The organism is Cytobacillus sp. FSL R5-0377, from assembly GCF_038004385.1.
GTDB lineage: Bacteria > Bacillota > Bacilli > Bacillales > Cytobacillaceae > Cytobacillus.
The window spans coordinates 4,196,555-4,219,921 of record NZ_JBBORA010000001.1; the positions used below are offsets into that span (position 1 = coordinate 4,196,555).

24 protein-coding genes are annotated in these 23,367 nt (G+C 42.6%); 20 read left to right on the top strand and 4 right to left on the bottom strand.

The features are described 5' to 3' along the window. Positions 1 to 53 precede the first annotated feature (53 nt). From NSQ49_RS21420 to NSQ49_RS21475, 12 genes are all read left to right on the top strand, one after another. The gene (locus NSQ49_RS21420) at positions 54 to 1,136 is read left to right on the top strand and encodes a hypothetical protein (protein WP_251284005.1); all 1,083 of its coding nucleotides are present in this window, start codon (positions 54 to 56) and stop codon (positions 1,134 to 1,136) included. Continuing rightward, a complete protein-coding gene (locus NSQ49_RS21425; protein WP_159862797.1) occupies positions 1,123 to 3,291 on the top strand; it encodes a molybdopterin oxidoreductase family protein in 2,169 nt (722 codons plus the stop codon). The genes NSQ49_RS21420 and NSQ49_RS21425 overlap by 14 nt, the downstream gene beginning before the upstream one ends. Next, a complete protein-coding gene (locus NSQ49_RS21430) occupies positions 3,292 to 3,852 on the top strand; it encodes a 4Fe-4S dicluster domain-containing protein (RefSeq protein ID WP_159862798.1) in 561 nt (186 codons plus the stop codon). A gap of 12 nt (positions 3,853 to 3,864) precedes the next feature. Further along, positions 3,865 to 4,389 (top strand): Rieske (2Fe-2S) protein, encoded by a 525-nt coding sequence (locus tag NSQ49_RS21435; RefSeq protein ID WP_159862799.1) that lies wholly within the window; start codon positions 3,865 to 3,867, stop codon positions 4,387 to 4,389. Then, positions 4,379 to 4,570, top strand: a complete 192-nt coding sequence (locus NSQ49_RS21440; protein WP_159862800.1) for a hypothetical protein — start codon at positions 4,379 to 4,381, stop codon at positions 4,568 to 4,570. The genes NSQ49_RS21435 and NSQ49_RS21440 overlap by 11 nt, the downstream gene beginning before the upstream one ends. Positions 4,571 to 4,575: 5 nt before the next feature. Then, complete coding sequence (locus tag NSQ49_RS21445) at positions 4,576 to 4,887, top strand: hypothetical protein (RefSeq protein WP_159862801.1); 312 nt, start codon at positions 4,576 to 4,578, stop codon at positions 4,885 to 4,887. After that, a complete protein-coding gene (locus tag NSQ49_RS21450; RefSeq protein ID WP_251284004.1) occupies positions 4,874 to 5,149 on the top strand; it encodes a hypothetical protein in 276 nt (91 codons plus the stop codon). Before NSQ49_RS21445 ends, NSQ49_RS21450 begins: the two co-directional genes overlap by 14 nt. 5 nt (positions 5,150 to 5,154) lie before the next feature. After that, on the top strand, positions 5,155 to 6,660 hold the full coding sequence (locus NSQ49_RS21455) for a nitrate/nitrite transporter (RefSeq protein ID WP_251284003.1): 1,506 nt from the start codon (positions 5,155 to 5,157) through the stop codon (positions 6,658 to 6,660). Between the two features lie 36 nt (positions 6,661 to 6,696). Continuing rightward, complete coding sequence (locus NSQ49_RS21460; protein ID WP_159862804.1) at positions 6,697 to 7,347, top strand: sensor histidine kinase; 651 nt, start codon at positions 6,697 to 6,699, stop codon at positions 7,345 to 7,347. A 91-nt stretch (positions 7,348 to 7,438) separates the two neighbouring features. Beyond that, a complete protein-coding gene (locus tag NSQ49_RS21465; protein ID WP_159862805.1) occupies positions 7,439 to 8,092 on the top strand; it encodes a response regulator in 654 nt (217 codons plus the stop codon). Next, a complete protein-coding gene (locus NSQ49_RS21470; RefSeq protein WP_159862806.1) occupies positions 8,082 to 8,534 on the top strand; it encodes a GAF domain-containing protein in 453 nt (150 codons plus the stop codon). The genes NSQ49_RS21465 and NSQ49_RS21470 overlap by 11 nt, the downstream gene beginning before the upstream one ends. Positions 8,535 to 8,558: 24 nt before the next feature. Then, positions 8,559 to 10,286 (top strand): PAS domain-containing sensor histidine kinase, encoded by a 1,728-nt coding sequence (locus NSQ49_RS21475; RefSeq protein ID WP_251284002.1) that lies wholly within the window; start codon positions 8,559 to 8,561, stop codon positions 10,284 to 10,286. 37 nt (positions 10,287 to 10,323) lie between these two features. On the opposite strand, the gene NSQ49_RS21480 is transcribed toward NSQ49_RS21475, so the two are convergent. The 4 genes from NSQ49_RS21480 to fbpA all read right to left on the bottom strand — a co-directional run bounded on the left by NSQ49_RS21480 (position 10,324) and on the right by fbpA (position 12,301). After that, a complete protein-coding gene (locus NSQ49_RS21480) occupies positions 10,324 to 11,520 on the bottom strand; it encodes a chromate transporter (RefSeq protein ID WP_396398911.1) in 1,197 nt (398 codons plus the stop codon). A 5-nt stretch (positions 11,521 to 11,525) separates the two neighbouring features. Next, positions 11,526 to 11,834: a PadR family transcriptional regulator gene (locus NSQ49_RS21485; protein WP_251284000.1), complete on the bottom strand. Its 309-nt coding sequence runs from the start codon at positions 11,832 to 11,834 to the stop codon at positions 11,526 to 11,528. A gap of 151 nt (positions 11,835 to 11,985) precedes the next feature. Continuing rightward, a complete protein-coding gene (locus NSQ49_RS21490) occupies positions 11,986 to 12,123 on the bottom strand; it encodes a hypothetical protein (RefSeq protein WP_019381184.1) in 138 nt (45 codons plus the stop codon). Positions 12,124 to 12,136: 13 nt separating this feature from the next. Then, complete coding sequence (gene fbpA, locus NSQ49_RS21495) at positions 12,137 to 12,301, bottom strand: Fur-regulated basic protein FbpA (protein ID WP_159862810.1); 165 nt, start codon at positions 12,299 to 12,301, stop codon at positions 12,137 to 12,139. 180 nt (positions 12,302 to 12,481) lie between these two features. Between fbpA and NSQ49_RS21500 the strand changes: the two genes are divergently transcribed. The 8 genes from NSQ49_RS21500 (at position 12,482) to nagE (ending at position 23,055) form a co-directional block, all read left to right on the top strand. Beyond that, positions 12,482 to 12,805: a MerR family transcriptional regulator gene (locus tag NSQ49_RS21500; protein WP_159862811.1), complete on the top strand. Its 324-nt coding sequence runs from the start codon at positions 12,482 to 12,484 to the stop codon at positions 12,803 to 12,805. Positions 12,806 to 12,988: 183 nt separating this feature from the next. Further along, positions 12,989 to 13,741, top strand: a complete 753-nt coding sequence (locus NSQ49_RS21505) for a threonine/serine exporter family protein (protein WP_159862812.1) — start codon at positions 12,989 to 12,991, stop codon at positions 13,739 to 13,741. A 5-nt stretch (positions 13,742 to 13,746) separates the two neighbouring features. Further along, positions 13,747 to 14,208, top strand: coding sequence for a threonine/serine exporter family protein (locus NSQ49_RS21510; protein WP_341071638.1), 462 nt, complete (start codon positions 13,747 to 13,749; stop codon positions 14,206 to 14,208). 137 nt (positions 14,209 to 14,345) lie between these two features. Further along, on the top strand, positions 14,346 to 16,061 hold the full coding sequence (locus tag NSQ49_RS21515; protein ID WP_159862814.1) for an ABC transporter ATP-binding protein: 1,716 nt from the start codon (positions 14,346 to 14,348) through the stop codon (positions 16,059 to 16,061). Between the two features lie 245 nt (positions 16,062 to 16,306). Then, entirely contained in the window at positions 16,307 to 18,016 is a 1,710-nt protein-coding gene (locus NSQ49_RS21520) for a serine hydrolase (RefSeq protein ID WP_159862815.1), read from the top strand. Between the two features lie 59 nt (positions 18,017 to 18,075). Further along, a complete protein-coding gene (locus tag NSQ49_RS21525) occupies positions 18,076 to 20,190 on the top strand; it encodes a glycoside hydrolase family 3 protein (protein WP_159862816.1) in 2,115 nt (704 codons plus the stop codon). A gap of 79 nt (positions 20,191 to 20,269) precedes the next feature. Next, a complete protein-coding gene (locus tag NSQ49_RS21530) occupies positions 20,270 to 21,529 on the top strand; it encodes an exo-beta-N-acetylmuramidase NamZ family protein (protein ID WP_251283999.1) in 1,260 nt (419 codons plus the stop codon). 146 nt (positions 21,530 to 21,675) lie between these two features. Further along, the gene (nagE, locus tag NSQ49_RS21535) at positions 21,676 to 23,055 is read left to right on the top strand and encodes an N-acetylglucosamine-specific PTS transporter subunit IIBC (protein ID WP_159862818.1); all 1,380 of its coding nucleotides are present in this window, start codon (positions 21,676 to 21,678) and stop codon (positions 23,053 to 23,055) included. Positions 23,056 to 23,367 lie beyond the last annotated feature (312 nt).

The window sequence follows — 23,367 nt, forward strand, 5'->3', positions numbered from 1 at the left end:
CCCGATTTTACAATAAGGTTAAGGTAATTGTTTGTGAATGAGGAGGAGTTATTATGCAGGCAAAAGCTGCAGTCAATCAAAAATCAGGAAACACATTAAACAATGCGTTTGCATCACATTTTGCCAAGTCGATGTTTTTATCTGTAACAGCATTAGCTATTCTTTCTTTTATTGGCACGAGAATGTTTACACATGTTGATTTAAACCTTTACGGATATATGGTCGGAACGATTGTGTTTATTGGAGGGTTTTTCTATAGATTCATCGCCTGGGGCGAAAGACCGCCAACTAAGCTTATTTTGAAAAAAGGATTGAAGCTGCTTTTTAGAAAGTCAACGCCAAAGACATCTGTTGAGCATCTTGCAACTTACAACTTTATCTGGAATAGGGGAATTTACCGATGGACTCAGCACGTACTGATCGGCTGGGGATGTATCCTATCCTGCTTTGTTACATTCCCTCTCGTGTTCGGCTGGATGTATTTTACGATGGATGATAATGGCCATTACAACATTATTGCAATGGGCATGAAGGTGATGACGGTTCCGGCGGATGGCATTATCGCCAACCTTTCTTACAATGCACTGAATATCACAGCAGTAATGGTAATTGCCGGTGTTTGCATGGCGCTTTACCGCCGCCTGAGAAATATGCAGGCTAGAGCAGAGCAGAAATTCCTGTATGATTTCATGCCACTGTATATGCTGCTTCTAGTTAGTTTCACAGGCTTGGCTTTAACCTTTATGAATATCTTTTTGCACGGCTCAGGACAGCCAGCAATGTCCCTGATCCATCAATGGTCAGTCATCATCACACTGATTTACCTGCCGTTTGGAAAGCTTGCACATATTCCTTTCCGCCCAATGAGTGTTCTGGCAAGAAACTACAGGGAACATTACGCTGAACAGGGCATGAAGGAATGCAGGGTCTGCGGAGATCAGTTTGTTTCAGTTGAACAATCAAAAGATGTAGTCGATGTACTCGGCGTGAACGCTATTGAATTCAAAGCAAAGGAAGGGCATCATCTTGCTGAAATGTGCCTCCCTTGCCGAAGAAAATACCGGATTGCACAATTTTCCGGATTCCCTACTCATGAAGTGAAGGTCAAGGAGGCAAACCAGAATGCAAAGGGATAAGTTTTTTAAAGAAATAGAGAATTTAAACCATCCGAACGAAAAATTGATAAAAACTCACTGCAGTTATTGCGGCATGCAATGTGGAATGAACTTGAGGGTTAATACACAGACAAATAAAATTATCGGGGTTGAACCCCGTTATGACTGGCCGGTTACTGTTGGCAAAATGTGCCCGAAAGGTGTTACCGCCTACCAGCAGACCAACCACAAAGATCGTCTGCTAAAACCGCTGATCAGGGATGATGCTTCTTTGAAAGGAACGGCAGAAGGATTCCGGGAAGCAAGCTGGGATGAGGCGTATGATTTGATCGCAAAAAAATTCAAAGAGCTTCAGAAAAAATACGGAAAAGATTCACTGTCCGTTTTCAGCGGAGTTTCAATGACAAATGAAAAATGTTATCTGACAGGAAAGTTTGCCCGGGTTGCTCTGGGAACACGCTATATCGACTATAACGGCCGATTCTGTATGTCAAGTGCAGCCGGCGGATTCCTTCGTTCCTTCGGAGTGGATAGAGGGTCAACATTGCCCTGGACAGATATTCATGAAACTGACTGTCTGTTCATCGCCGGAAGTAATACAGCTGAGTGCCACCCAACTTCCATGTTCCGTATTTGGAACGTTCAGGAAAGAGGCGGTTATATCATTGTGGTGGATCCCCGTGAAACGCCAATTGCGAGAAGGGCTGACCTCCATCTTGATTTGCAGCCCGGAACAGACCTTGCACTTGCAAACGGAATTATATATCAATTAATTGAAATGGGCTATATAGATGAAGAATTTATTAATGAACATACGAACGGATTTGAAGAAACAAAGGAACTGGTAAAGGAATTCACCCCTGAATATACAAGCATGCTGACTGGTGTAGCACCGGAAAAAATAATCCGAGCAGCTGAAATATACGGAAAAGCACCCAATGCAGTTGTTATGTTTGCAAGAGGCGTGGAACAGCAGCATAAAGGTGTTGATAATGTTTCCGCCTACACCAATATGGCTCTTGTAACAGGAAAAATCGGACGTCCAAAAGCCGGAGTAGCCACATTCACCGGGCAGGGCAATGGACAGGGCGGAAGGGAGCATGGACAAAAGTCAGATTTGCTTCCAGGCTACAGAAAAATTACAAATCCAAAACATGTTGAAGAAGTATGCAGTGTATGGGGCATTAGCCCGGAAGAAATGCCGCAGCCTGGTGTATCCGCGTATGAAATGATAGAGCTAATGGAGCAAAAGACCATTCGCGGTTTATATCTTCTTTGTTCAAATCCGGCTGTATCTGCACCAAATCAAAATTTTGTCAGAAAAGCATTTAAAACATTAGATTTCATGGTCTGCTCCGATTTTTATCTATCTGAATCTGCTGAATTTGCAGATGTAATCCTGCCAGCAGTTACGTGGTCAGAGGATGAAGGAACAGTAACAAATATTGAAGGACGTATTATTAAGATCAATAAGGCTCAGGAGCCTGTAGGCGAATCAAAGCCGGACTGGCAGATTCAAGTCGAGCTGGCTGAGCGGTTAGGCAGAGGAAAATATTTTTCTCACCTAAAAACAGCAAGCGATGTTGCAGATGAGTTCAGGCTTGCAACAAAGGGCGGCTATGCAGATTACTATGGAGCTACATGGGATAAAATCGATAAGCAGGACGGAGTCTTCTGGCCGTGCAAAGACGAAAATGATGAAGGGACACCGCATATGTTCCTTGATAAGAAATTTTACCATCCAGATGGCAAAGCCAAAATATGCGCCCTGCCGTACCGTCCGCCAGCCGAAGAACCATGTGAAAAGTATCCGCTCCGCTTAACAACTGGCCGGGTAGTTTATCATTATCTATCAGGCAATCAGACCCGAAGGATACCATTCCTGCATGATATGTGTCCGGAACCATTTGTAGAAATCCATCCTGAAACAGCTTCTGCCTATAATATGGAGCATGAAGAAAGAGTGCGTTTATATACAAGAAGAGGCGAGGCTATTTATAAAGTCAAAATTACGGAAGCTATCCGCAAGGATACAGTCTTTGTTCCATACCATTTTGGACATGAAGATTCTATTAATCTGCTAACAATTGCAGCATTAGATCCAATCTCCCGTATGCCTGAGTTCAAGGCATGTGCTGCACAGCTGGAAAAAGTCGAATTAAAGAAGGTGCAATAAATGAAAAAGAGGCTGTATTTGGAACTTGAAAACTGTATAGGATGCCGTTCTTGTCTGGCAGCATGTACACAATGCGGGGGGCATGAGGAGCGCAACAGAAACTATGTGTATGATGTAAATCCTCTTGTAAACCGGCAGACAATGCCTCTCATGTGCCTTCACTGTGAAAATCCAGCATGTGCGCGAAGCTGTCCTGCCCAGGCTATTCAAATTCATGAAACAGGCGCTGTGTTATCCGCACTTGTCGAAAAATGCATCGGCTGCCAGAACTGTACCATTGCCTGCCCATATGGCATCCCGAAATTTGATACTGAGCAGAACTTAATGTACAAATGCGACCTATGTATTGACCGTACTAAAGATGGCATTCCTCCTATGTGTGCGAGTGTATGTCCATCCAACACATTGCAGTGGCTGACAGATGAAGAAATTGAAAACAAGAAGAAGCAATTTAATCTTGATAACGGCAAATGGGTTACAAGCATGCCTTATCTTGAAGGCGAAACAAACGTAAAGGTAAATCTGCCGGGAATTCTGCAGGGGATTACAAAGCTGTTTTAGGAGGGATTAGGGATGTCTGAAAGGAATAACAAGATTCCCTTTAATGAGGATAATTACACGCATAATATCGAACGGAATAATGAAAGAAAACTGGATAGAAGGGGATTTATGAAAACCCTGGTTGGTGCTGCCGGCGTATTTGCGGTGTCCTCCCTTCCCTGGGGGGCGGTAGCTGCCAAAGAATTAATGGGGCTGGGCGAAAAAGAATATCCTCATAAGAAAATAACCGAAGTAAGCAAGCTGCCAATCGGTGATGCAGTGGAGTTCAAATTTCCCGGTGATCATGATGATGCGATATTGATTCGCTTATCAGAGAACAAATATGTTGCCTATCAAAATGCGTGTACACATCTGCGCTGCCCGGTATTTTGGGTGAAGGAGCAAGGAGAAATGATATGCCCTTGCCACCACGGGAAGTTCGATGTGGAAACCGGTGCGCCAACAGCGGGACCGCCAAGAAGGCCGCTTCCGGAAATACAGGTTAAAGTTGAGAATGGTGCAGTCTATGCAGTGAGGGTGAAGCGTTATGAAGCGTAGTTACCTGGGCGTCATTATCTTAGCCGCGATACTAATGATGAATATTGTCTTCACTCAATATATGGTCCATCAATTTTATTACGAAAACTATGAAAATGTACTGATTTTCGGCGGGCTGAATATTATTCTTTTTCCCCTGGCTGTATTCGCTTATAAAAAGACGATTAACATGAGGGCGTGATTTACATGAATAGTGAAACTTATCTTGATTTTTGTTTTGTACGAGAACAATCCGGCAATTTTGTTTCTGAAGTTGATCAGCTCCTGTCTGAGCTCTTTAAGGGAGTCCGCCTTAACTGGTACTTGGATGAAAAGTCACATGACGGCATGGACATTGTTGTAGCAGAGGTAAAAGGCATGAGCAAATGGCAATCGGAAGAGGAAACCATTGAATTTATAGAAGAAAACGCAGGAGAATCCTTCTGGAAATATCTTCAGGGATACCAGATGTATGTTTACCCTGCTAAAAGAGGGTGCGGCAGCTGTGGAACTCATTAATAAAAAGGAACTGGATGGATTTGTCAGGGAAAGGGTTCAGGTGGCAATCTTAGATGAAGATGGAAGTGACAAAGCGCCATTTGTTCCTAAGATAATTGAAAAAACCGGACTTTGCCCTGATGGAACACACTTGCGGATTTATTTTGATAAAATGAACTTTTTTGCGGTCCCGCTGACATCCTCTGTAAAAGCATCCGAGACCCAGTGGGCTGCAATTGATCAGGAAGCCGGATTAAAATATGTAATTAAGAAGAGAGCGTGAACAAAATGATAAGAAAAATACAGCTTCCTTTGCAGACGTTAAATTTAGTGGCCGGGTTTATGGTTTGGGTGCTGATATCCTCCCTTATGCCGTTTATAAAGGAAGATATCAATATTCCATCCGACAAGCTTGCGCTTGTAACAGCTGTTCCGGTCATCCTCGGATCGCTGCTTCGAATACCTCTGGGATATTATGCTAATCAGTTTGGCGCCAGAGTAATCTTTATGCTGAGTTTTATACTTCTATTATTCCCAGTCTATTATATCAGCATAGCAGATTCGATTACTGATTTGCTTATCGGGGGATTATTCCTTGGCCTTGGCGGAGCAGTATTCTCTGTAGGTGTTACTTCCCTTCCGAAGTATTACCCAAAGGAGCGCCATGGATTTGTAAATGGCATTTATGGGGCAGGGAATCTTGGAACGGCCATCACTGCCTTTGCAGCACCAGTTGTTGCCACAAAACTTGGCTGGTCCCTAACTGTACAGATTTACCTTGTTCTGCTGGGGATTTTCATTGCGGCTAACTTCTTCCTGGGAGATAAAAAAGAAATTAAGGTACAGACTCCGCTTATCGAGCAAATAAAAGGCGTCTATAAAAATGAAAAACTATGGCTTTTGAGCCTATTCTATTTTATTACCTTTGGGTCATTTGTGGCTTTTACTATTTATCTGCCAAACTTCCTTGTAGCTCACTTTGAACTTGATAAAGTTGATGCGGGATTAAGAACAGCAGGGTTCATTGTTCTGGCAACTGCCATGAGACCAATAGGCGGATGGCTGGCTGACCGTTTTCACTCTTTAGTTTTGCTGATGTTTGTTTTTGGAGTCTATACCATTTCTGCGGTGATTCTATCTCTATCTCCTTCTATTACATGGTATACATTTGGATGCTTAAGCATTGCTCTATCAGCAGGAATAGGAAATGGCGTTATCTTTAAGCTTGTGCCTATGTATTTCCAGAAGCAGGCAGGCATTGTAAACGGAATTGTGTCTGCTATGGGCGGTCTGGGCGGATTTTTCCCTCCGCTGCTTTTAACTCTCCTATTTAATATTACAGGGCATTATGCGATAGGTTTTATGGCATTATCTCAGGTCGCGCTTGCCAGCCTAATTCTGGTTGTATGGATGTACTTCCAGGGAAGGATGGAAATTGCGAGCCAGGTGATTGATCATACAATCGAAGGTATACTGGTTACAGATAAGAACGGAAAAATCATCTCTGTAAACCCTGCTTTCACAGAGATTACCGGCTATAAGCAAGAGGAAGTAGTCGGCAAAAAACCAAGTATCCTTAAATCAGGAAGGCAATCTAAAGCCTTCTATCAGGACTTGTGGAATTCAATTGAAAAAAATGGATTCTGGCAAGGGGAGATATGGAATTCCCGTAAGGATGGGGAACAGTATCTCCAATGGCTTACCATAAGTGCCATTAAAAATGATGCCGGAGATGTAGTTCAATATGCAGGCATGTTCAGCGATATTTCCAGCCATCGGGTAAAAAAAGCATAAAATAAGCTAAATAATTTCAAAAGGAGGAGGGATGAAATGGAAACCCAGCCAGCTAAGAAAAATATCAGTTCATATATCATTCAATCTCAGGAAGATGAAATCAAGCGCATTGCCCTGGAGCTTCACGAAGGGGTAGGGCAGACGCTTTACAGCTTATATACAGGCATGCAGTTCATTCTTACTTCTGTCGATCAGCCAGAGATGAAAGGTCATATAGGGGATATGGCACAAATGATGGAAAAGACAATTCAGGAGATTAGGCTTTTGGCTGTGGAATTGCATCCCCCTGCTCTAGGAACCCTCGGCCTGCTCCCGGCCCTGAAAAGTTATCTGAAATTATACACTTCCACATATGGAGTCACCGTTGATCTTCAGCATGAGGGAAAGGAAGTGCAAATCAGAGAACAGGAAAGGATTACTCTGTTCCGTGTTTGCCAGGAAGCTCTGGCTAACATAGCAAGGTATGCGGATACAATGAGTGCAGGCATTTTCATTCGGTGGGAGCCGGGAAAGCTTTCAATCACGATTAATGATAAGGGGAAGGGCTTTGATGTAGATGCCGCGATGAAAAACTCAGCCGGCATTGCTGCCATGATGGAAAGAATGCTGTTAATCAACGGCAAATGCGCCATCAGCTCAAAAATCGGTGAAGGGACTTCAATAGATATCACCCTTCCGTTATACTAAGATTATTCTTATCAAGGGATCTGCATACAGCGGTTCCCTTGTTGCCTATTGTGGAATTTTATATACGGACAAAAGCTAAGGGGGAGCAGGCTTGATCAATATATTACTTTGCGACGACCACGCGGTGGTCAGGATGGGTTTGAAAATGCTTTTAAATAACCATGATGACATGCAGGTGGTTGGTGAAGCTTCTGAAGGCAATGAGGGGATTCAGCAGGCCATGGAATTAAAGCCTGATGTGGTTGTCATGGATTTAAGCATGCCCCATGGGAAAGATGGCATGTCGGCAACCTCAGAATTAAAAAAGTTAATGCCTGAAATAGCGATCCTTATTTTGACGATGCATGATGATGAAGAGTACTTATTCAGGGCGATTCAAGCTGGTGCTTCCGGGTGTATTTTAAAGAGTGCACCCCATGATGAACTGCTTACAGCCATCCGGTCTGTTGCTAGCGGGAATGCGTACCTGCATCCTTCTGCAACCAAAAGGCTTATGGAGGAGTATATCGGAAGTGTGAAGCAGGGGAACACCGATACATTCAACCTTCTTTCTGACAGGGAGAAAGAAGTTCTTACACTAATAGCCAAAGGGTTTTCGAATAAGGATATTGCTGAACTGCTTGTGATTAGTGTAAAGACAGTTGAAACACATAAAGGTAATTTAATGGAAAAACTTCAGATGAAGACAAGGCCGGAGCTTGTTGCTTATGCCTTGAAGAAAGGGCTGCTTGGCTATGGAATATAAGGCGGGCAGCCCTGAAGAAATCGTGCAGGTAGATCAGCCTTGTGAAAAGGTGCTGAAAGAGCTTGAATGTGAATTTGTCGGATTGGCACTGCAAAATACTGATGGCCCGGATGTAAAATGGCACTATGCCGCAGGAAACAGCAACGATAAATATAAGCGGATAACCGTAAGGTACGGGAAAGGCATTGCAGGGAAAGTCATCTCAACCGGAAGGCAGATGTACGTGGACAACTTCCCTGAAAATATTCCCGGTAAAGCATTGGAATATCCGATTATGCTAGCTGAAGGCCTGATACATGCATATGCTGTTCCCATTCATTTTAAAGGGATTCCTAAGGGGGTCCTCTTGATCGGGAACCGGTCGGGGCAGCCTATAGATGAAAGCATGCAAAGTAAAGCAAGAGATGCAGCCAGGACACTTGAAAATAAGCTGAATGGTTAAATAAATGCAACTGGAGGAACGTAAATGGACAGGAATAATCAGCAGGCAAAAAAGAGAGAGATTGCTCCTGATTCCAGTGATGCAACAATACTTGTAAATAGATATGGGAACATCTCTTATGTGAACGAGCAGGCACAAGAGCAATTTGGATATAGCGAACAGGAACTGCAGGGGAAGTGTCTGGACGAACTGCTTCCTGAGATCACTCTGCTTGAAACAGAAGAGGGTAAAGTGGTTCACCAGTATGGACAGCATCGCAATGGTGGAGTATTTTCAATATTTTATAGAATTAATTCTTTTAAGCTGGAACAAGAGAGCTATTATTTGATTGTCTTTCATTCAGTAAAAGACAGCTCCCGCTTAAAAAAGCAGCAGTCATATCCGTTAAAAGAATTGGTTGACCTGCAATTTGCCCTGGATGAATCAACCATCGTCGCCTTCACAGACAGTAAAGGTAAAATCACCTATGTGAATGAAAAGTTCTGTGAAGTGTCAAAATATTCTGCGGAGGAGCTGATTGGCAAGGACCATAGAATCATCAACTCTTCTTATCATTCCAAGGATTTTATGAGTAACCTCTGGACCACTATTTCAAACGGGGAAGTCTGGCGCGGAGAAATTAAAAACAAAGCTAAAGACGGAACCTTTTATTGGGTAGATACTACAATCGTTCCTTTTATTGATGAAAAAGGGCAGCCGTATAAATACCTGGCCATCCGGAAGGAAATCACTGAATATAAGCGTGTTGTCGCGGAGTTGAAAAATTCCCTGAACGAGCTGATTGATTTAAAATTTGCCCTGGATTCTTCTTCTATTGTGGCCATTACAGATCAAAAGGGCAAAATTAAATATGTAAATGATCAGTTCTGCAGCATCTCAAAATATTCACGCCAGGAATTGCTGGGACAGGATCATAGAATTATCAACTCAGGATACCATTCCAAAGAGTTTTTCAGAGATTTATGGAGAACCATTTCTTCCGGAAAGGTATGGAAAGGCGAAATCAAGAACAAAGCTAAGAATGGAGCCTATTATTGGGTAGATACCACGATCGTCCCATTCCTTAATGAAAAAGGAAAACCTTACCAGCATCTAGCTATTCGACATGAAGTCACGCAGCGGAAAAATGCAGAAGAAGAGCTGCAAAAAATGATGACAAGAATCATAGATGTTCAAGAGGATGAACGGAAAAGGCTGTCCCGGGAACTTCACGACGGAATAGGACAGAACTTATACAGCCATTTGATTACCATTAATAGGCTTCAGGCAGAAATAAGCCACCCGCTGCTTGATCAAATGCAGGATGAGGCAACTGAAATCATTGAAGAACTGCGGGATCTTTCATGGGAGCTTCGTCCGTCAGTGCTTGATGATCTGGGTCTGATACCGGCGATCCGATCCTACCTGGTCCGTTTTTCAGAACATCATAATATCAACGTCCATTTTGATTGTTATCTGGCTTCACGCCTTAGTTCAAATAAAGAAATCACCATCTATAGAATCATACAGGAAGCGCTGACAAATATAAGGAAATATGCTGAGGTAGATGAAGCAGCAGTTACAATCAGGCAAATGGATGAAGAAATCCGTATTGTTATTGAAGATAAAGGCAAAGGGTTCAATGTTAATGAAGTTTCAAGAGGAGTCGGTCTATTTAGCATGGAAGAGCGGGCAAAAGCTTCAGGAGGCTCCATAAGTGTTAATTCAGAAGAAAATAAAGGGACAAAAATTATCCTAGAAATTCCGATATAGAAAAAGCTGCCAAATCAATATGGCAGCTTTTCTTATTCTAGAATATAGCTCCTAATACAGTTCCGCCAACGGCTCCTGTCACAACAATAACCCAAGGCGGCAGTTTCCAATAAACAAGCATGCTGAATAATATTGCGGCGAATGCAAAATCCGCCGGCTCCAAGATGCTGCTGGTCCAAATGGGATGATAAAAGGCAGCGATTAAAATGCCGACAACTGCAGCATTCACCCCCATTAATGCCCCCTTGATGTTAGGATTGCGGCGAAGTGTGTCCCAAAATGGAAGTGTTCCTAAGATAAGCAGAAAGGCAGGCAAAAAGATTGCGGCCGTTGCAAGCAAACCGCCCTGCCAGCCATTCATCACTGCTCCAAGATACGCAGCAAAAGTAAATAATGGCCCCGGCACTGCCTGAGCTGCACCATAGCCGGCAAGAAAGGCTTCTTGACTTAGCCAGCCTGCTGGGACGAATTCACGTTCCAGCAATGGAAGTACAACATGCCCTCCGCCAAAAACAAGAGATCCAGAACGATAAAAGCTATCAAATAAAGCAACCCACTCCACTCCGGTTAGCTCCCTTAAAAGAGGAAGTCCTATTAAAAGGCCAAAAAACAAAACTAAACAGCTTATTGCAAAACCTTTCGAGATAGGAAACTCCATCGGTGCATTATCGTCATCCTTATGCTTTTTATAGATTAAAAATCCGATTAAGCCAGAGACAAGGATGACCGCAACCTGGGTAATGGCTGTCTGCCATAAAAGGGTGGCGATAATTGCGAGCAGTGCCAGCGTTTTTCGCGGAAGGTCAGGTACAAGCTTTTGTGCCATTCCCAGGATAGCATGAGCCACTACAGCCACCGCGACAATTTTAAGGCCATGGATCCAGCCGGCATCTGCCGGATTAATGCCTTGAAGAAGAATGGCGAAAATGATCAGAACGATGACCGATGGCAATGTGAAACCCAGAAATGCGAAGATGCCGCCAGCTGCTCCAGCCCTCATAACACCAATGCCAATCCCGACCTGGCTGCTAGCTGGACCTGGAAGGAACTGACAAAGTGCAACTAAGTCTGCGTAGCTTTTCTCATCCATCCATTTTCTTCTGCGGACATACTCTTCATGAAAATATCCGAGATGAGCGACAGGTCCCCCGAAGGAGGTGAGTCCAAGTCTGCCAGAAACCATTAAAATTTCCAGTAAAGTATTAAAATGGGTTTTGTTTTTTTTCATATGCATCTCCTTTAATCCTTAATTTCTTTAAAAAGCTCGAAAGCTTTTTTTCTAGCATCCTCCAAAACCGCCATTCCTTTTTCTGTTGCGGTATAATACTTTCTTATTCTGCCTTCAACATTTTTCTTTTCCTGATGCAGGAGCCCGTCCGACTCCATAGAATGCAGGATGGGGTATAAAGTTCCGTAACTGATGCTGTATCCATGCTCCTTCAGTTCTTCAGCCATCCATGTGCCGAATACAGGTTGCTCCTTTGCATGATGAAGAATATGGATTTGAATAAACCCCAGGAACAGTTTCCGGAGTATTTTATCTTCCAAGCAAATGCCTCCTTTATTGATTTCTAAAATCGATATCGAATTTCGATAATAAGATGATACCAAAATAAATGTGAGAAAAAAAGAGGAGTATAAAAAGTTTACAAATCTTTAAAATAGACATAAAAAAGAACGCTCTTCAAGCGTTCCTTTACTAACTATTCTGTTCATTCCTCAAAATTTCATATGCATAATCACCGGCTGCTGCCGTTAAACTTTCCCACAGCTGATCCCGGAGTAAATCGAGTTCAATAATCCTTCTTGCCAAATCTATTGTATTTTTTGTTTCCATAAGGGCCCCCTGGTCAATAACGGCTTCGCTTGCTGTGTTTTTTAAATATAACCTCAAGTTCTGTTAAGGTCAGCTTTTGCAGAGCAGGTTCAGAATGACGATATTCGCTTCCTGATTTAACCAGAAGATCGATTAGATATTGCCGTTTTTTCTCAATGGCTTTTCTTAAATATTTCATTTCTTATCTCCTCTTTTCTTTAATTTTTTTTATTCTATAAAATATTTACCGCCAATTCAGTTAATATGTTAAGTTTCTTGACATGGTTTTTGCTTATTTGTTAGATTTTCTGACAGGAATAATGAAAAAGTTTTAAAGATTAGTATAATGAAATAAATTAGTTAGATTGAGGTGACATAATTGGATAAAGAAACATCCTACAAAACCAGAAAAGTCATTTCGATTGGAACGGTCAGTGAACTGACTGGACTTAGTGAACGCCAGATTCGATACTATGAAGAAAGGAAATTGATTTTCCCTGAAAGATCTAAACGGGGAAGCAGGAAGTTTTCTTTTCTCGATGTAGAGACGCTCATCGACATAGCCAACAAAAGAGAAGAGGGAGTCCGAACGGAGGAAATCCGCTCAGAATTAAAAAGGAAAAAGAAAAAAGACGATCATGCATCACGTTCAAAAATGATTCAGGGTCAGCTTAATGCTCAGTTTGGAATATGGAAGAAATAATAGGAAAGTGGTTATTCTGTAAGGAATAATCACTTTTTTATTCAAAAAATAGGCAATCGGGAGCTGCCAAACATTTTTATACAAAATTTTAGACAAAAAGTCTTTCTTTCGTTTATCATTTCCGTTAAGATGTAACCCTATAATAAGAGGTTTTTATTTTAGATAAATAAAGCAGGTGAAAGAATGGAGAAAGAATTTCCTCCAACAATAGAAGTAATTGAGATATGCTTGCTTGCAGGGAAAATCATGCTCCAGGGCGGTGCCGAAACGTATCGGGTAGAGGACACAATGACCAGGATAGCAGCCTCCCTGGGAATTCCGAATTCACATAGCTATGTGACGCCAACCGGGATCATATTCTCGACAGATGGAACTGAACCGGCAAAGCTGATTCGGATTTCAGAACGGTCAACGGATTTGTACAAAGTGACATTAGTGAATGGAGTTTCACGCAGGATCAGCAGCGGTGAGCTGAATGGGAAGGAAGCTTTGGCAAGGCTGAAGGAAATTGAAAGTGCCGACTATACTTTTCCTGTTTATCAGCAGGTTCTTGCAGCGTCGATTGCAAGCGGCTGCTTTTTAATTATGTTCCTTGGAAGCTGGGACGATTTTATTCCGGCAATGATTGCAGGCGGTCTCGGGTTTGTATCATTTATATACGTACATAGAGTAGTCCAGATCAAATTTTTCTCAGAATTTATTGCTTCATTATTAATTGGCCTTATTGCCTATTTCTTTGTGTACTCAGGGGTGGGGACAGAGCTCGATAAGATCATCATTGGGTCAGTCATGCCGCTTGTTCCTGGTTTATTGATAACAAATGCAGTCAGGGATTTAATGGCCGGGCATCTGGTATCAGGACTGTCAAAAGGGGCTGAAGCATTTTTAACGGCTTTTGCCATTGGTGCTGGGATTGCTCTGATCTTCACTTTTTAAATGCAATAACGGAGGAAATATCTATGTTTATGTTGACTCATATGATTACAAGCTTTATTGCATCAGCCGGGTTCGGAGTGCTTTTCAATGCTCCAAAAAAATCGCTGCTGAAATGCGGCTTTGTAGGGATGGTCGGCTGGTTCGTTTATATTGGCCTTGTAAATTGGCAGTATGACGCTGTCATTTCATCATTAATAGCTGCTTTTACCATCGCTGTGATCAGCCAGGTTTTTGCCAGAATGTATAAAACACCTATTATTATTTTCAGTGTTGCCGGCATCATTCCATTGGTTCCGGGAGGGATTGCTTATAATGCTATGCGGAATTTTGTTGAAAATGATTACAACATGGCCATACAGCTAGCTGCAAAAGCATTCATGATATCCGGGGCCATCGCAGTAGGACTTGTCATTTCAGAAGTCATCAATCAAATGATCCGCAATGTTCAGTTTAGATCAAAGAGTTGAATGTCATCCGATGCTTTAACTTAAGTGTTTTAAAGCGGTGCAGCCGGACTCGTTCAAGATGAGGTTTTTCTTGTAAAATATTACTGGTGAATTTATAATCAAGTAAATTTGATTTTTTCAGAAAAAGGGAGAATAACATGATCCGACGGTTTTTTAGCTACTATAAGCCACATAAGCGCCTGTTCATTCTTGATTTTAGTTCGGCAGTATTCGTTGCCATACTTGAACTGGGATTTCCGTTAGCTGTTCAGTGGTTTATCGACAGCCTGCTTCCAAGCGGGAATTGGTCCATGATTGTTTCTGTGAGTGCCGGCCTGCTTGCTCTTTATGTGACCAGCACACTTCTTCAGTTTGTTGTTAACTATTGGGGCCATAAGCTTGGCATCAACATCGAAACAGATATGCGGCAGCAGCTTTTTCAGCATGTGCAAAGGCAGTCTTTCCGTTTCTTCGATAATACGAAAACAGGGCATATCATGAGCCGGGTGACAAATGATCTGATGGATATCGGAGAGCTTGCCCACCATGGACCGGAGGATTTATTTATTGCTGTCATGACGTTTGCAGGTGCCTTTTGGATCATGCTTACAATCAATGTAAAGCTCGCACTTGTAACCATACTTGTTCTTCCGTTTCTTGTATTGCTGATAACGTTCTGTAATATAAAAATGAACAAAGCATGGAAAAGAATGTACGGTGAAATTGCCGATGTCAACGCCCAGGTTGAGGATAGTGTATCCGGAGTGCGTGTGGTTCAGTCTTTTACAAATGAAAGCTACGAGATTAAAAGATTTAGAGAAAACAATGGCAGATTCCGGCTTGCCAAGCTTGCAGCTTATAAGATAATGAGCTTCAGTGCTTCCGGAGTCTATATGCTGACCAGATTAATTACTATGATTGTTCTTGTATACGGTTCCTGGCTGAGCTTCAGCGGGCAGCTTTCATACGGAGCATTGGTCGGATTTGTGCTCTATGTGAATGTGCTCTTAAAGCCGATTGATAAAATAAGTGCCCTGATGGAATTGTATCCAAAGGGAATGGCTGGTTTCAAACGGTTTATAGAAATCATCGATACTGAACCGGAAATTAAGGATACGAAAGATGCCATTGAGGTTAAGTCCTTAAGAGGTGATATTCGTTTCCAGAATGTATCGTTCAGTTATGACGAGCATAAATCGGTGCTTGAGGGAATTGACCTTCAAATAAAAGCAGGTGAGACAGTAGCTTTTGTTGGACCTTCAGGAGCCGGTAAGACAACGATTTGCTCATTGATTCCACGCTTTTATGATGTGAATAGCGGAAGTATTAAGATTGATGGCATGGATATCAGGGACTTGACAAAAAAATCACTGAGATCGCAGATTGGCATTGTCCAGCAGGATGTCTTCCTGTTTACGGGTACCCTTAAAGAGAATATTGCTTACGGAATGCTTGGGGCAACAGATGAGCAGATTGCAGACGCGGCTGGAAAAGCTCACCTGCAGGACTTCATTGCATCTTTGCCGGATGGTTATGAAACACAAATTGGAGAACGGGGATTAAAGCTGTCAGGCGGACAAAAGCAAAGAATCGCGATTGCGAGAATGTTCCTGAAAAACCCGCCGATATTGATCCTGGATGAGGCAACCTCGGCATTGGATACTGAAACAGAGCAAATTATACAAACGGCATTGAACGAGCTTGCCGTAAACCGCACGACCCTTGTGATAGCCCATAGGCTTGCCACGATCCGCAATGCAGATAGAGTTGTGGTTGTTACAGAAGACGGTATTGCTGAAGAAGGCACACATGATGAACTGATCGAAAAGAACGGGATCTTTGCAGGGCTTCATAATGTACAGTTTCAAAGATAAGCAGAATCCAATGTGGATTCTGCTTTCTTTGTATTTCTCAAAACTTGAAAATCCCTAATAAGTTTTCAGAACAGTCAAAAAGTACTAGCGGTTTTCTGCATTATATGGAAGGTTTTAACTAGAACAGGACTTATGTGGTATAGACAACTATACGCAGACTCTATTAATCTTACAATATGTAAACCCTTTCATTAAATAGAGGAGGTTAAAGGCTGTTGAAAATTCATAAAAATAAAGGAGGCACTATGAAAAACAAAACTAAGCTTGTTGCGCTATCTGCCGCACTTAGCACTTCACTCCTTATTCCTGCAGCATATCCTGTATCTGCGCAAAGCTCAGAAGGAGTCAAGCCAACAATGGAAATGAAAAACAATAAAGGTGTAAAACACAAAATTCACCCCATTTTTTCATGGGATCGTCCTGGGCCGATTTCTCCAATTCTACATCCTGGTTCTGCCATGGGAGCAGGGATGGTTCAGCAGCCGCTGGATGAAATCGATCCATTAATGGAGGAGATGATTTCAGAAGGCGTTATGCCTGGTGCTGTCACTTTCGTGGCAAGGCGCGGACATATCGTCAAGCATGATGCATACGGATATTCCTACCGCTACACAGATGATAAGTTTACTGAATCCCAAAACCCAATTGAAATGACCGAAGATACCATTTTTGATCTGGCTTCAATCAGTAAAATTTTTACCACAACAGCTGCGATGATATTGTATGATGAAGGCCGTTTTCAGCTGGATGATCCTGTTGCGGAATATATTCCCGAGTTTGCCGAAAACGGAAAGGAAAATGTAACAATACGCCAGCTGATGACCCATACCTCAGGCTTTACTGCATGGATTCCGTTATATTCACAAGGTAGCAGCAGAGAGGAACGCATGCAGATCGTTTTTAATTATCCATTGGCCAATGAGCCGGGTGAAGAGTATACATACAGCGATTTGAATATGATTACGCTCGGTGCGCTGATCGAACGCCTTTCTGGACAAAGTCTGGATGAGTTTGTAAAGAAACGCATAACTCAACCGCTGGGAATGAAGGATACGATGTATAACCCTCCTGAATCTTTGAAGCATCGTATTGCAGCCACTGAATATCAGCCTGCAATTGGCAGGGGGCTTGTATGGGGTGAAGTTCATGATGAAAATGCCTGGTCCCTTGATGGTGTCGCCGGACATGCAGGTGTCTTTTCCACTGCATCCGACCTTGCAAGGCTTGCCCATATGTACGTGAATGACGGGCGTTATGGCGGCAAGCGGATATTAAAAGAAGAGACAGTGAAAATGCTTATTCAAAATCAAATCCCTCAATTTCCAGGCAATGATCATGGCTTAGGCTGGGAGCTTGGTCAGGGATGGTTCATGGATGCATTATCAGAGGGGACTTCGCTTGGGCATACAGGGTACACTGGAACCTCGATCGTCATAAACCGAAATAATGGCACGATTGCGATTCTCTTAACGAATCGTGTCCATCCTTCAAGAAATACTGTTACAACGAATATTGCAAGGCGTGCATTTGCCAGACAGGTGGCGGATTCCATTCCTGTAGCGATTCCAGGGAAAGGAGATGCCTGGTTCTCAGGTTATGGAGATAAAATTCAGCATGAGTTAACCGCTAAAGTCAATCTCAAAGAAGAGGCAGTTCTGTCCTTCGATACCTGGTACAGAACTGAAACCAATGCGGATATGGCCTTTGTAGAGGTCTCAGAGGATGGCGTCAATTGGACACAGGCAGCCCAGCCATATACAGGCAGCAGCATCGACTGGAAAAAGGAAAAGCTGGCTATTCCGGCAGGAACATCGCATATTCGATTCCGATACGAGACAGACAGCTCTGTAAATGGCAGAGGCTGGTACGTTGATAATGTAAAACTTCAGCTGTCAAATGGCAAAAATGTTAAGCCTGCCCTCACAGGAAACGGGTGGGAAAAAAGAAAGTATTAGTATTTGATTTTTTAGTAAAAAGTAAACTCATATGAAAAAGCAGGAAGGACGTTGGAGAAATGGGTAAAGTCAGCAAAGTTACGTTTATTTTCCTTCTTACAATTACACTTGCCGTTTCGCAATTGTGGATGGGAGGAACCTTGAATAAAGCATCAGCAAAAAGCAATGCAAAGGACTTAGTACTTATGCAGAATGTGCCTGAGACCGACCTGGAAGTCAGCGGGAATACATTTCAATTAAAGGCACTGCATGTTTTTAAAGAGGGACATTTCATGGCTGTTACAGACGGTCTGAAATGGATGTCATCCAATAAAACTGTTGCAGCAGTTGATCAGTCAGGAACTATCACATTTAAGGGGAAGCCAGGAAAAACCTTTATCAGTGTTACTGATGGAGTGTATAAGGACCGAATTGCAGTACAAATAAAACCTGACCGCGAAAAGAATAGCAAAGGCAAGCCTGGTTTTAAAGTGAAAATGATTAAAGAGCATGGGAAACGGTATGACCTTATTAGCCGGGCTGTGAAATATATGTCTATTGAAGAAAAGGTAGGCCAGATGCTGATGCCGGATTTCCGCACTTGGAAGGGACAGAATGTCACAGAAATGCTTCCTGAAATAGAGAAGCTGGTAAAAGATTATCATCTTGGAGGGGTGATATTATTCCGTGAAAATGTGGTGACAACTGAACAGACTGCCACATTGGTTTCAGATTATCAGAAAGCTGCAGAAAAATTTGGCTTATTGATGACGATTGACCAGGAAGGCGGTATTGTTACCCGTCTTCAATCAGGAACTGACATGCCTGGGAATATGGCTTTAGGTGCTGCCCGTTCTGAAGAGATTTCGCGCAAGGTTGGCAAGGCGATTGGAGAGGAGCTCTCTTCACTCGGCATTAATATGAATTTTGCACCTGTCATGGATGTAAATAATAACCCCGACAATCCGGTGATAGGCGTTCGTTCATTTGGAGAGGACCCGCAGCTGGTCGCTGACATGGGCGTTGCTTATACTGAAGGATTGCAATCAGCAGGTGTTGCCGCTACTGCAAAACATTTTCCCGGGCATGGAGATACAGCAGTAGACTCACATCTGGGATTGCCTGAAGTGCCTCATGATAAGGAACGTCTAAAAGAAGTTGAATTGTATCCTTTCCAAAAGGGGATGGAAGCAGGCGTGGATGCTATCATGACTGCACATGTTACCTTCCCTAAGATTGATGATACGAAAGCAATCTCACAAAAAACAGGTGAAGAAATCGCAATTCCGGCCACTCTTTCACATAAAGTGCTGACAGAACTTATGCGTGAAGAAATGGGATATGAAGGTGTTATTACAACGGATGCAATGAATATGAATGCCATCGCTGAACATTTTGGACCAGTTGATGCTGCCATTCGTGCCGTCAAAGCTGGAACTGATATTGTGCTAATGCCTGTTGGCCTAAAAGAAGTTGCAGAAGGGCTATTGGATGCTGTTAAAAATGGAGAAATCTCTGAAAAACGCATAGAATCCTCCGTTCAACGGATTTTAACACTGAAAATAAAGCGGGGAATTATGAAAGAAGAAACGCCTCAGCCGATTGATGAAAAAATTGCAAAGGCACTTGAAGTAGTTGGATCAGATGAACATAAACAAATAGAAAAAGAAGCAGCAGAACGTTCAATTACCCTGGTTAAAAATGAAGGAGATGCTTTGCCATTACAATTATCTCCTGAAGATAATATTGTCGTTGTCGGAAATACGTATATTACAGATTTAAGTAACTCAGTGGGCAAGTTCCATAAAAACACAGCGGTCATCCAGACCTCAAGCTATGAATTAACTGAAGAGCAGAAGCAGCAGATCAGGAATGCCAGTGCGGTTATTGTGGGCTCACATACCTCTAATGTGTCGGGCCGTTCACCTGACAGCGCACAGATGAAGATGGTTAATTCCATTATTGCTGAATCAGAAGCTCCGGTTATTGCGGTTGGCATCCGTAACCCTTATGACATCATGGCCTATCCGGAAATTGATGCCTATATTGCACAATACGGCTTCAGAACGGCCAGCTTTGATGCAGCAGCAGGCGTTTTATTTGGTCAGATTAACCCTTCAGGTAAATTGCCTGTAACTATTCCGGGTCCAGATGACACTGTCCTATATGAATTCGGGCATGGTTTGAGTTATTAGAAAGAGGAATAAAAAAAGGATGGGTACATGCACTTTTGTTCCTGGCATGTACCTATCCTAACCTGGGAGGAGAAAACTAATGAAGAAATGGTTTATGGCTTTTTTGACAATGATTCTCGTACTCTCTTCTTTAACTGTAGTGCTTGCAGATAACGGCAATGGAAAAGGAAAAGGCAAGAAAAAGAAGTTCGAGCTTGGTGTTGAAGTTCTTTTGGATGATAAAAAAGAACTTATTGAAGGAAAACGGGTTGGCCTGATTACAAATCCGACAGGGGTCGACCAGAATTTAAACAGCATTGTTGATATTCTGCACAATGATCCGGACGTGGAGTTAACAGCATTATATGGACCGGAGCATGGGGTTCGCGGAAGTGCGCAGGCAGGTGAATATGTTGAGTATTATATCGATGAAAAGACAGGGCTTCCTGTTTACAGCTTATATGGAAAAACCAAAAAGCCTACACCTGAAATGCTTGAAAATATTGATGTCCTTCTGTTTGATATCCAGGATGTCGGAACACGTTTTTACACGTATATTTACACAATGGCATACGCCATGGAAGCAGCAAAAGAAAACAATATCCCTTTCATCGTGCTGGACAGGCCTAATCCTCAAGGTGGAACAAAGGTTGAAGGGCCGGTGCTTGATATGAAGTATTCCTCCTTTGTGGGGAATTACCCGATTCCGCTTCGCCATGGAATGACGGTAGGTGAACTGGCCGAATTGTTTAATGAAGATTTTGAAATAGGTGCAGATTTAACTGTTGTCAAAATGAATGGATGGAAGCGCAATATGTATTACGATGACACACGGATTCCGTTTGTCATGCCTTCTCCTAATATGCCAACGCTTGAAACGGCATTAGTATATCCCGGTGCGGCATTAATTGAAGGAACGAATGTTTCTGAGGGACGCGGAACAACGAAGCCGTTTGAATTAATTGGTGCTCCATTTATTAATGCTGATGAATTGGCTGGGCATTTGAACAGTCTTAATCTTCCTGGGGTAAACTTCAGAGCAGCTTCGTTTACACCAAGCTTTTCTAAACATGCAGGACAGCTTTCTCATGGGATTCAGATTCATGTGACAGATCGTGAAGCATTCAAGCCTGTCGAGACTGGACTTCACATCGTGAAGGCGATCCATGATATGTATCCGGTAGACTTCGAATTCCGTGAAGAAAACAGTGCTGGAATTTCATTTTTTGACAACCTGATGGGCAATGGCTGGGTCCGTGAAGCCATAGAAGAAGGAAAGAATGTTGATGAAATCTCCTCCAAATGGCAAAAAGAATTAAAGCAATTCAACAAAACACGCAAAGAATATTTACTTTATTAAATTCGCAGGAAGAACCTGGCAGCGTTTGGCGCCAGGTTCTTTTTTTTATTCCATGGCGAGCCTGCATAATACTGTTGGAGCCTGGTAATGAATTATTAAGCCTGTTCATATTATTTATTAATCCATAGGGAAAGAGGTGTGTATTAATGTTGGGGTTTTTACAGAAAATTGGCAAGTCTTTAATGCTCCCGATAGCAGTTATGCCAGCTGCTGCACTTTTATTGAGGCTGGGACAGGATGACCTTTTAGGGATTCCATTTATATCTGCAGCGGGGAATGCTGTTTTTGGGCATTTGGCTCTCTTGTTTGCCATTGGGATTGCCATTGGTTTTTCTAAGGATGGAAGCGGGGCAGCTGCACTTGCTGGTGCAGTGGGTTATTTTGTACTGACTGAAGGTGCCGCGGCTATAAACGAAACGGTTAATATGGGTGTTTTTGGCGGAATCATTTCTGGTATTATTGCAGGGCTATTATACAATAAATACCATGATATTAAGCTGCCGGAATGGCTTGGATTCTTTGGGGGAAAACGATTTGTACCGATAATTACCTCACTTGCTATGATTGTCATCGCATTTTTATTTGGGTATGTATGGCCACCAGTACAGGCCGGCATAAACAGTGTCGGCGATTGGATTATCGGGGCAGGGGCAGCAGGTGTTGGGGTATTCGGATTCCTGAACCGTCTTTTAATTCCTGTTGGTCTCCATCATATACTGAACACACTCGTCTGGTTTGAGTTCGGCGAGTTTACCAATGCAGCAGGGGATGTTATTAAAGGAGACTTATGGCGCTTCCTTGCAAAGGATCCTTCTGCTGGAATCTTTATGACAGGATTTTTCCCAATTATGATGTTTGGGCTGCCTGGTGCTGCTCTGGCCATGGTTGCGGCTGCAAAGAAGGAAAGAAGGAAAGCGGTGGCAGGGGCAATGGCTGGACTTGCATTTACTTCCTTCCTGACAGGTATTACAGAGCCGATTGAATTCCTGTTTATGTTCTTATCACCGGTTTTATATTTGATTCATGCTGCTTTGACAGGTGTGGCTATGTCCATTACCTATGTACTGGATATTCATCATGGTTTCGGATTCTCAGCGGGCGCCCTCGATTACATTCTAAACTTTGGCATTGCTCAGAAGCCGGTTCTGCTGGCCGGGATGGGTCTCCTGTATGCTATCCTGTATTTTGTGATTTTCTATTACCTGATCAGGAAACTGGATTTGAAAACACCTGGAAGGGAAGACGAAATTGAAGGTGAGTTTGAAGGGAATACATCTATAAAGGGCAAATATGCTGAAGCAGCAGACGCTTATATGCAGGCTTTAGGCGGGAAAGAGAACCTTGTAGAACTCGATAATTGTGTAACCCGCCTTCGTTTAAGGGTGACTGATATGTCACTTGTTGATGAGGGGCAATTAAAACAGCTCGGAGCAAAAGGAGTCATAAAGCTCAGCAAAACCAGTCTGCAGGTCATTGTGGGAACGGATGTAGAATTCCTGTCAAATGAAATGAAGAAATTACGTTAAAAAATACCATTCTGGCCCGAGGAGGGGTCAGATTTTTTTAAAAAAGATGGACAAGTGCCAATTTTTGCAATGCCGGGATATTTGTTTATGCATGTCCAAGTTCAGAACATACGATGTAAACGTAAGGGTACCCATAGTAGTTGAATAAAAGGGGGGAAATCGTATGTTAAATGGAGCATTAACACCGTTACTAGTACTTGGACTAGTACTTTTATGGATTGTAGTCAGACTCATTTCACCGTCTTTAGCTGACAAAATCAAGGGTAGAATTTGCAGCCTATTGGACTGTCTGCCTGCTTCTTAATATGTCTA

Coding starts and splice junctions, on each gene's coding strand:
- NSQ49_RS21425 (WP_159862797.1), top strand. CDS start 1,123: ATGCAAAGGGATAAGTTTTTTAAAGAAATAGAGAATTTAAACCATCCG.
- NSQ49_RS21490 (WP_019381184.1), bottom strand. CDS start 12,123: ATGGAAACAAAAAATACAATAGATTTGGCAAGAAGGATTATTGAACTC.
- NSQ49_RS21440 (WP_159862800.1), top strand. CDS start 4,379: ATGAAGCGTAGTTACCTGGGCGTCATTATCTTAGCCGCGATACTAATG.
- NSQ49_RS21455 (WP_251284003.1), top strand. CDS start 5,155: ATGATAAGAAAAATACAGCTTCCTTTGCAGACGTTAAATTTAGTGGCC.
- NSQ49_RS21525 (WP_159862816.1), top strand. CDS start 18,076: ATGGGTAAAGTCAGCAAAGTTACGTTTATTTTCCTTCTTACAATTACA.
- NSQ49_RS21435 (WP_159862799.1), top strand. CDS start 3,865: ATGTCTGAAAGGAATAACAAGATTCCCTTTAATGAGGATAATTACACG.
- NSQ49_RS21460 (WP_159862804.1), top strand. CDS start 6,697: ATGGAAACCCAGCCAGCTAAGAAAAATATCAGTTCATATATCATTCAA.
- NSQ49_RS21480 (WP_396398911.1), bottom strand. CDS start 11,520: ATGCATATGAAAAAAAACAAAACCCATTTTAATACTTTACTGGAAATT.
- NSQ49_RS21530 (WP_251283999.1), top strand. CDS start 20,270: ATGAAGAAATGGTTTATGGCTTTTTTGACAATGATTCTCGTACTCTCT.
- NSQ49_RS21445 (WP_159862801.1), top strand. CDS start 4,576: ATGAATAGTGAAACTTATCTTGATTTTTGTTTTGTACGAGAACAATCC.
- NSQ49_RS21420 (WP_251284005.1), top strand. CDS start 54: ATGCAGGCAAAAGCTGCAGTCAATCAAAAATCAGGAAACACATTAAAC.
- NSQ49_RS21515 (WP_159862814.1), top strand. CDS start 14,346: ATGATCCGACGGTTTTTTAGCTACTATAAGCCACATAAGCGCCTGTTC.
- NSQ49_RS21520 (WP_159862815.1), top strand. CDS start 16,307: ATGAAAAACAAAACTAAGCTTGTTGCGCTATCTGCCGCACTTAGCACT.
- NSQ49_RS21475 (WP_251284002.1), top strand. CDS start 8,559: ATGGACAGGAATAATCAGCAGGCAAAAAAGAGAGAGATTGCTCCTGAT.
- nagE (WP_159862818.1), top strand. CDS start 21,676: ATGTTGGGGTTTTTACAGAAAATTGGCAAGTCTTTAATGCTCCCGATA.
- NSQ49_RS21470 (WP_159862806.1), top strand. CDS start 8,082: ATGGAATATAAGGCGGGCAGCCCTGAAGAAATCGTGCAGGTAGATCAG.
- NSQ49_RS21505 (WP_159862812.1), top strand. CDS start 12,989: ATGGAGAAAGAATTTCCTCCAACAATAGAAGTAATTGAGATATGCTTG.
- NSQ49_RS21430 (WP_159862798.1), top strand. CDS start 3,292: ATGAAAAAGAGGCTGTATTTGGAACTTGAAAACTGTATAGGATGCCGT.
- fbpA (WP_159862810.1), bottom strand. CDS start 12,301: ATGAAATATTTAAGAAAAGCCATTGAGAAAAAACGGCAATATCTAATC.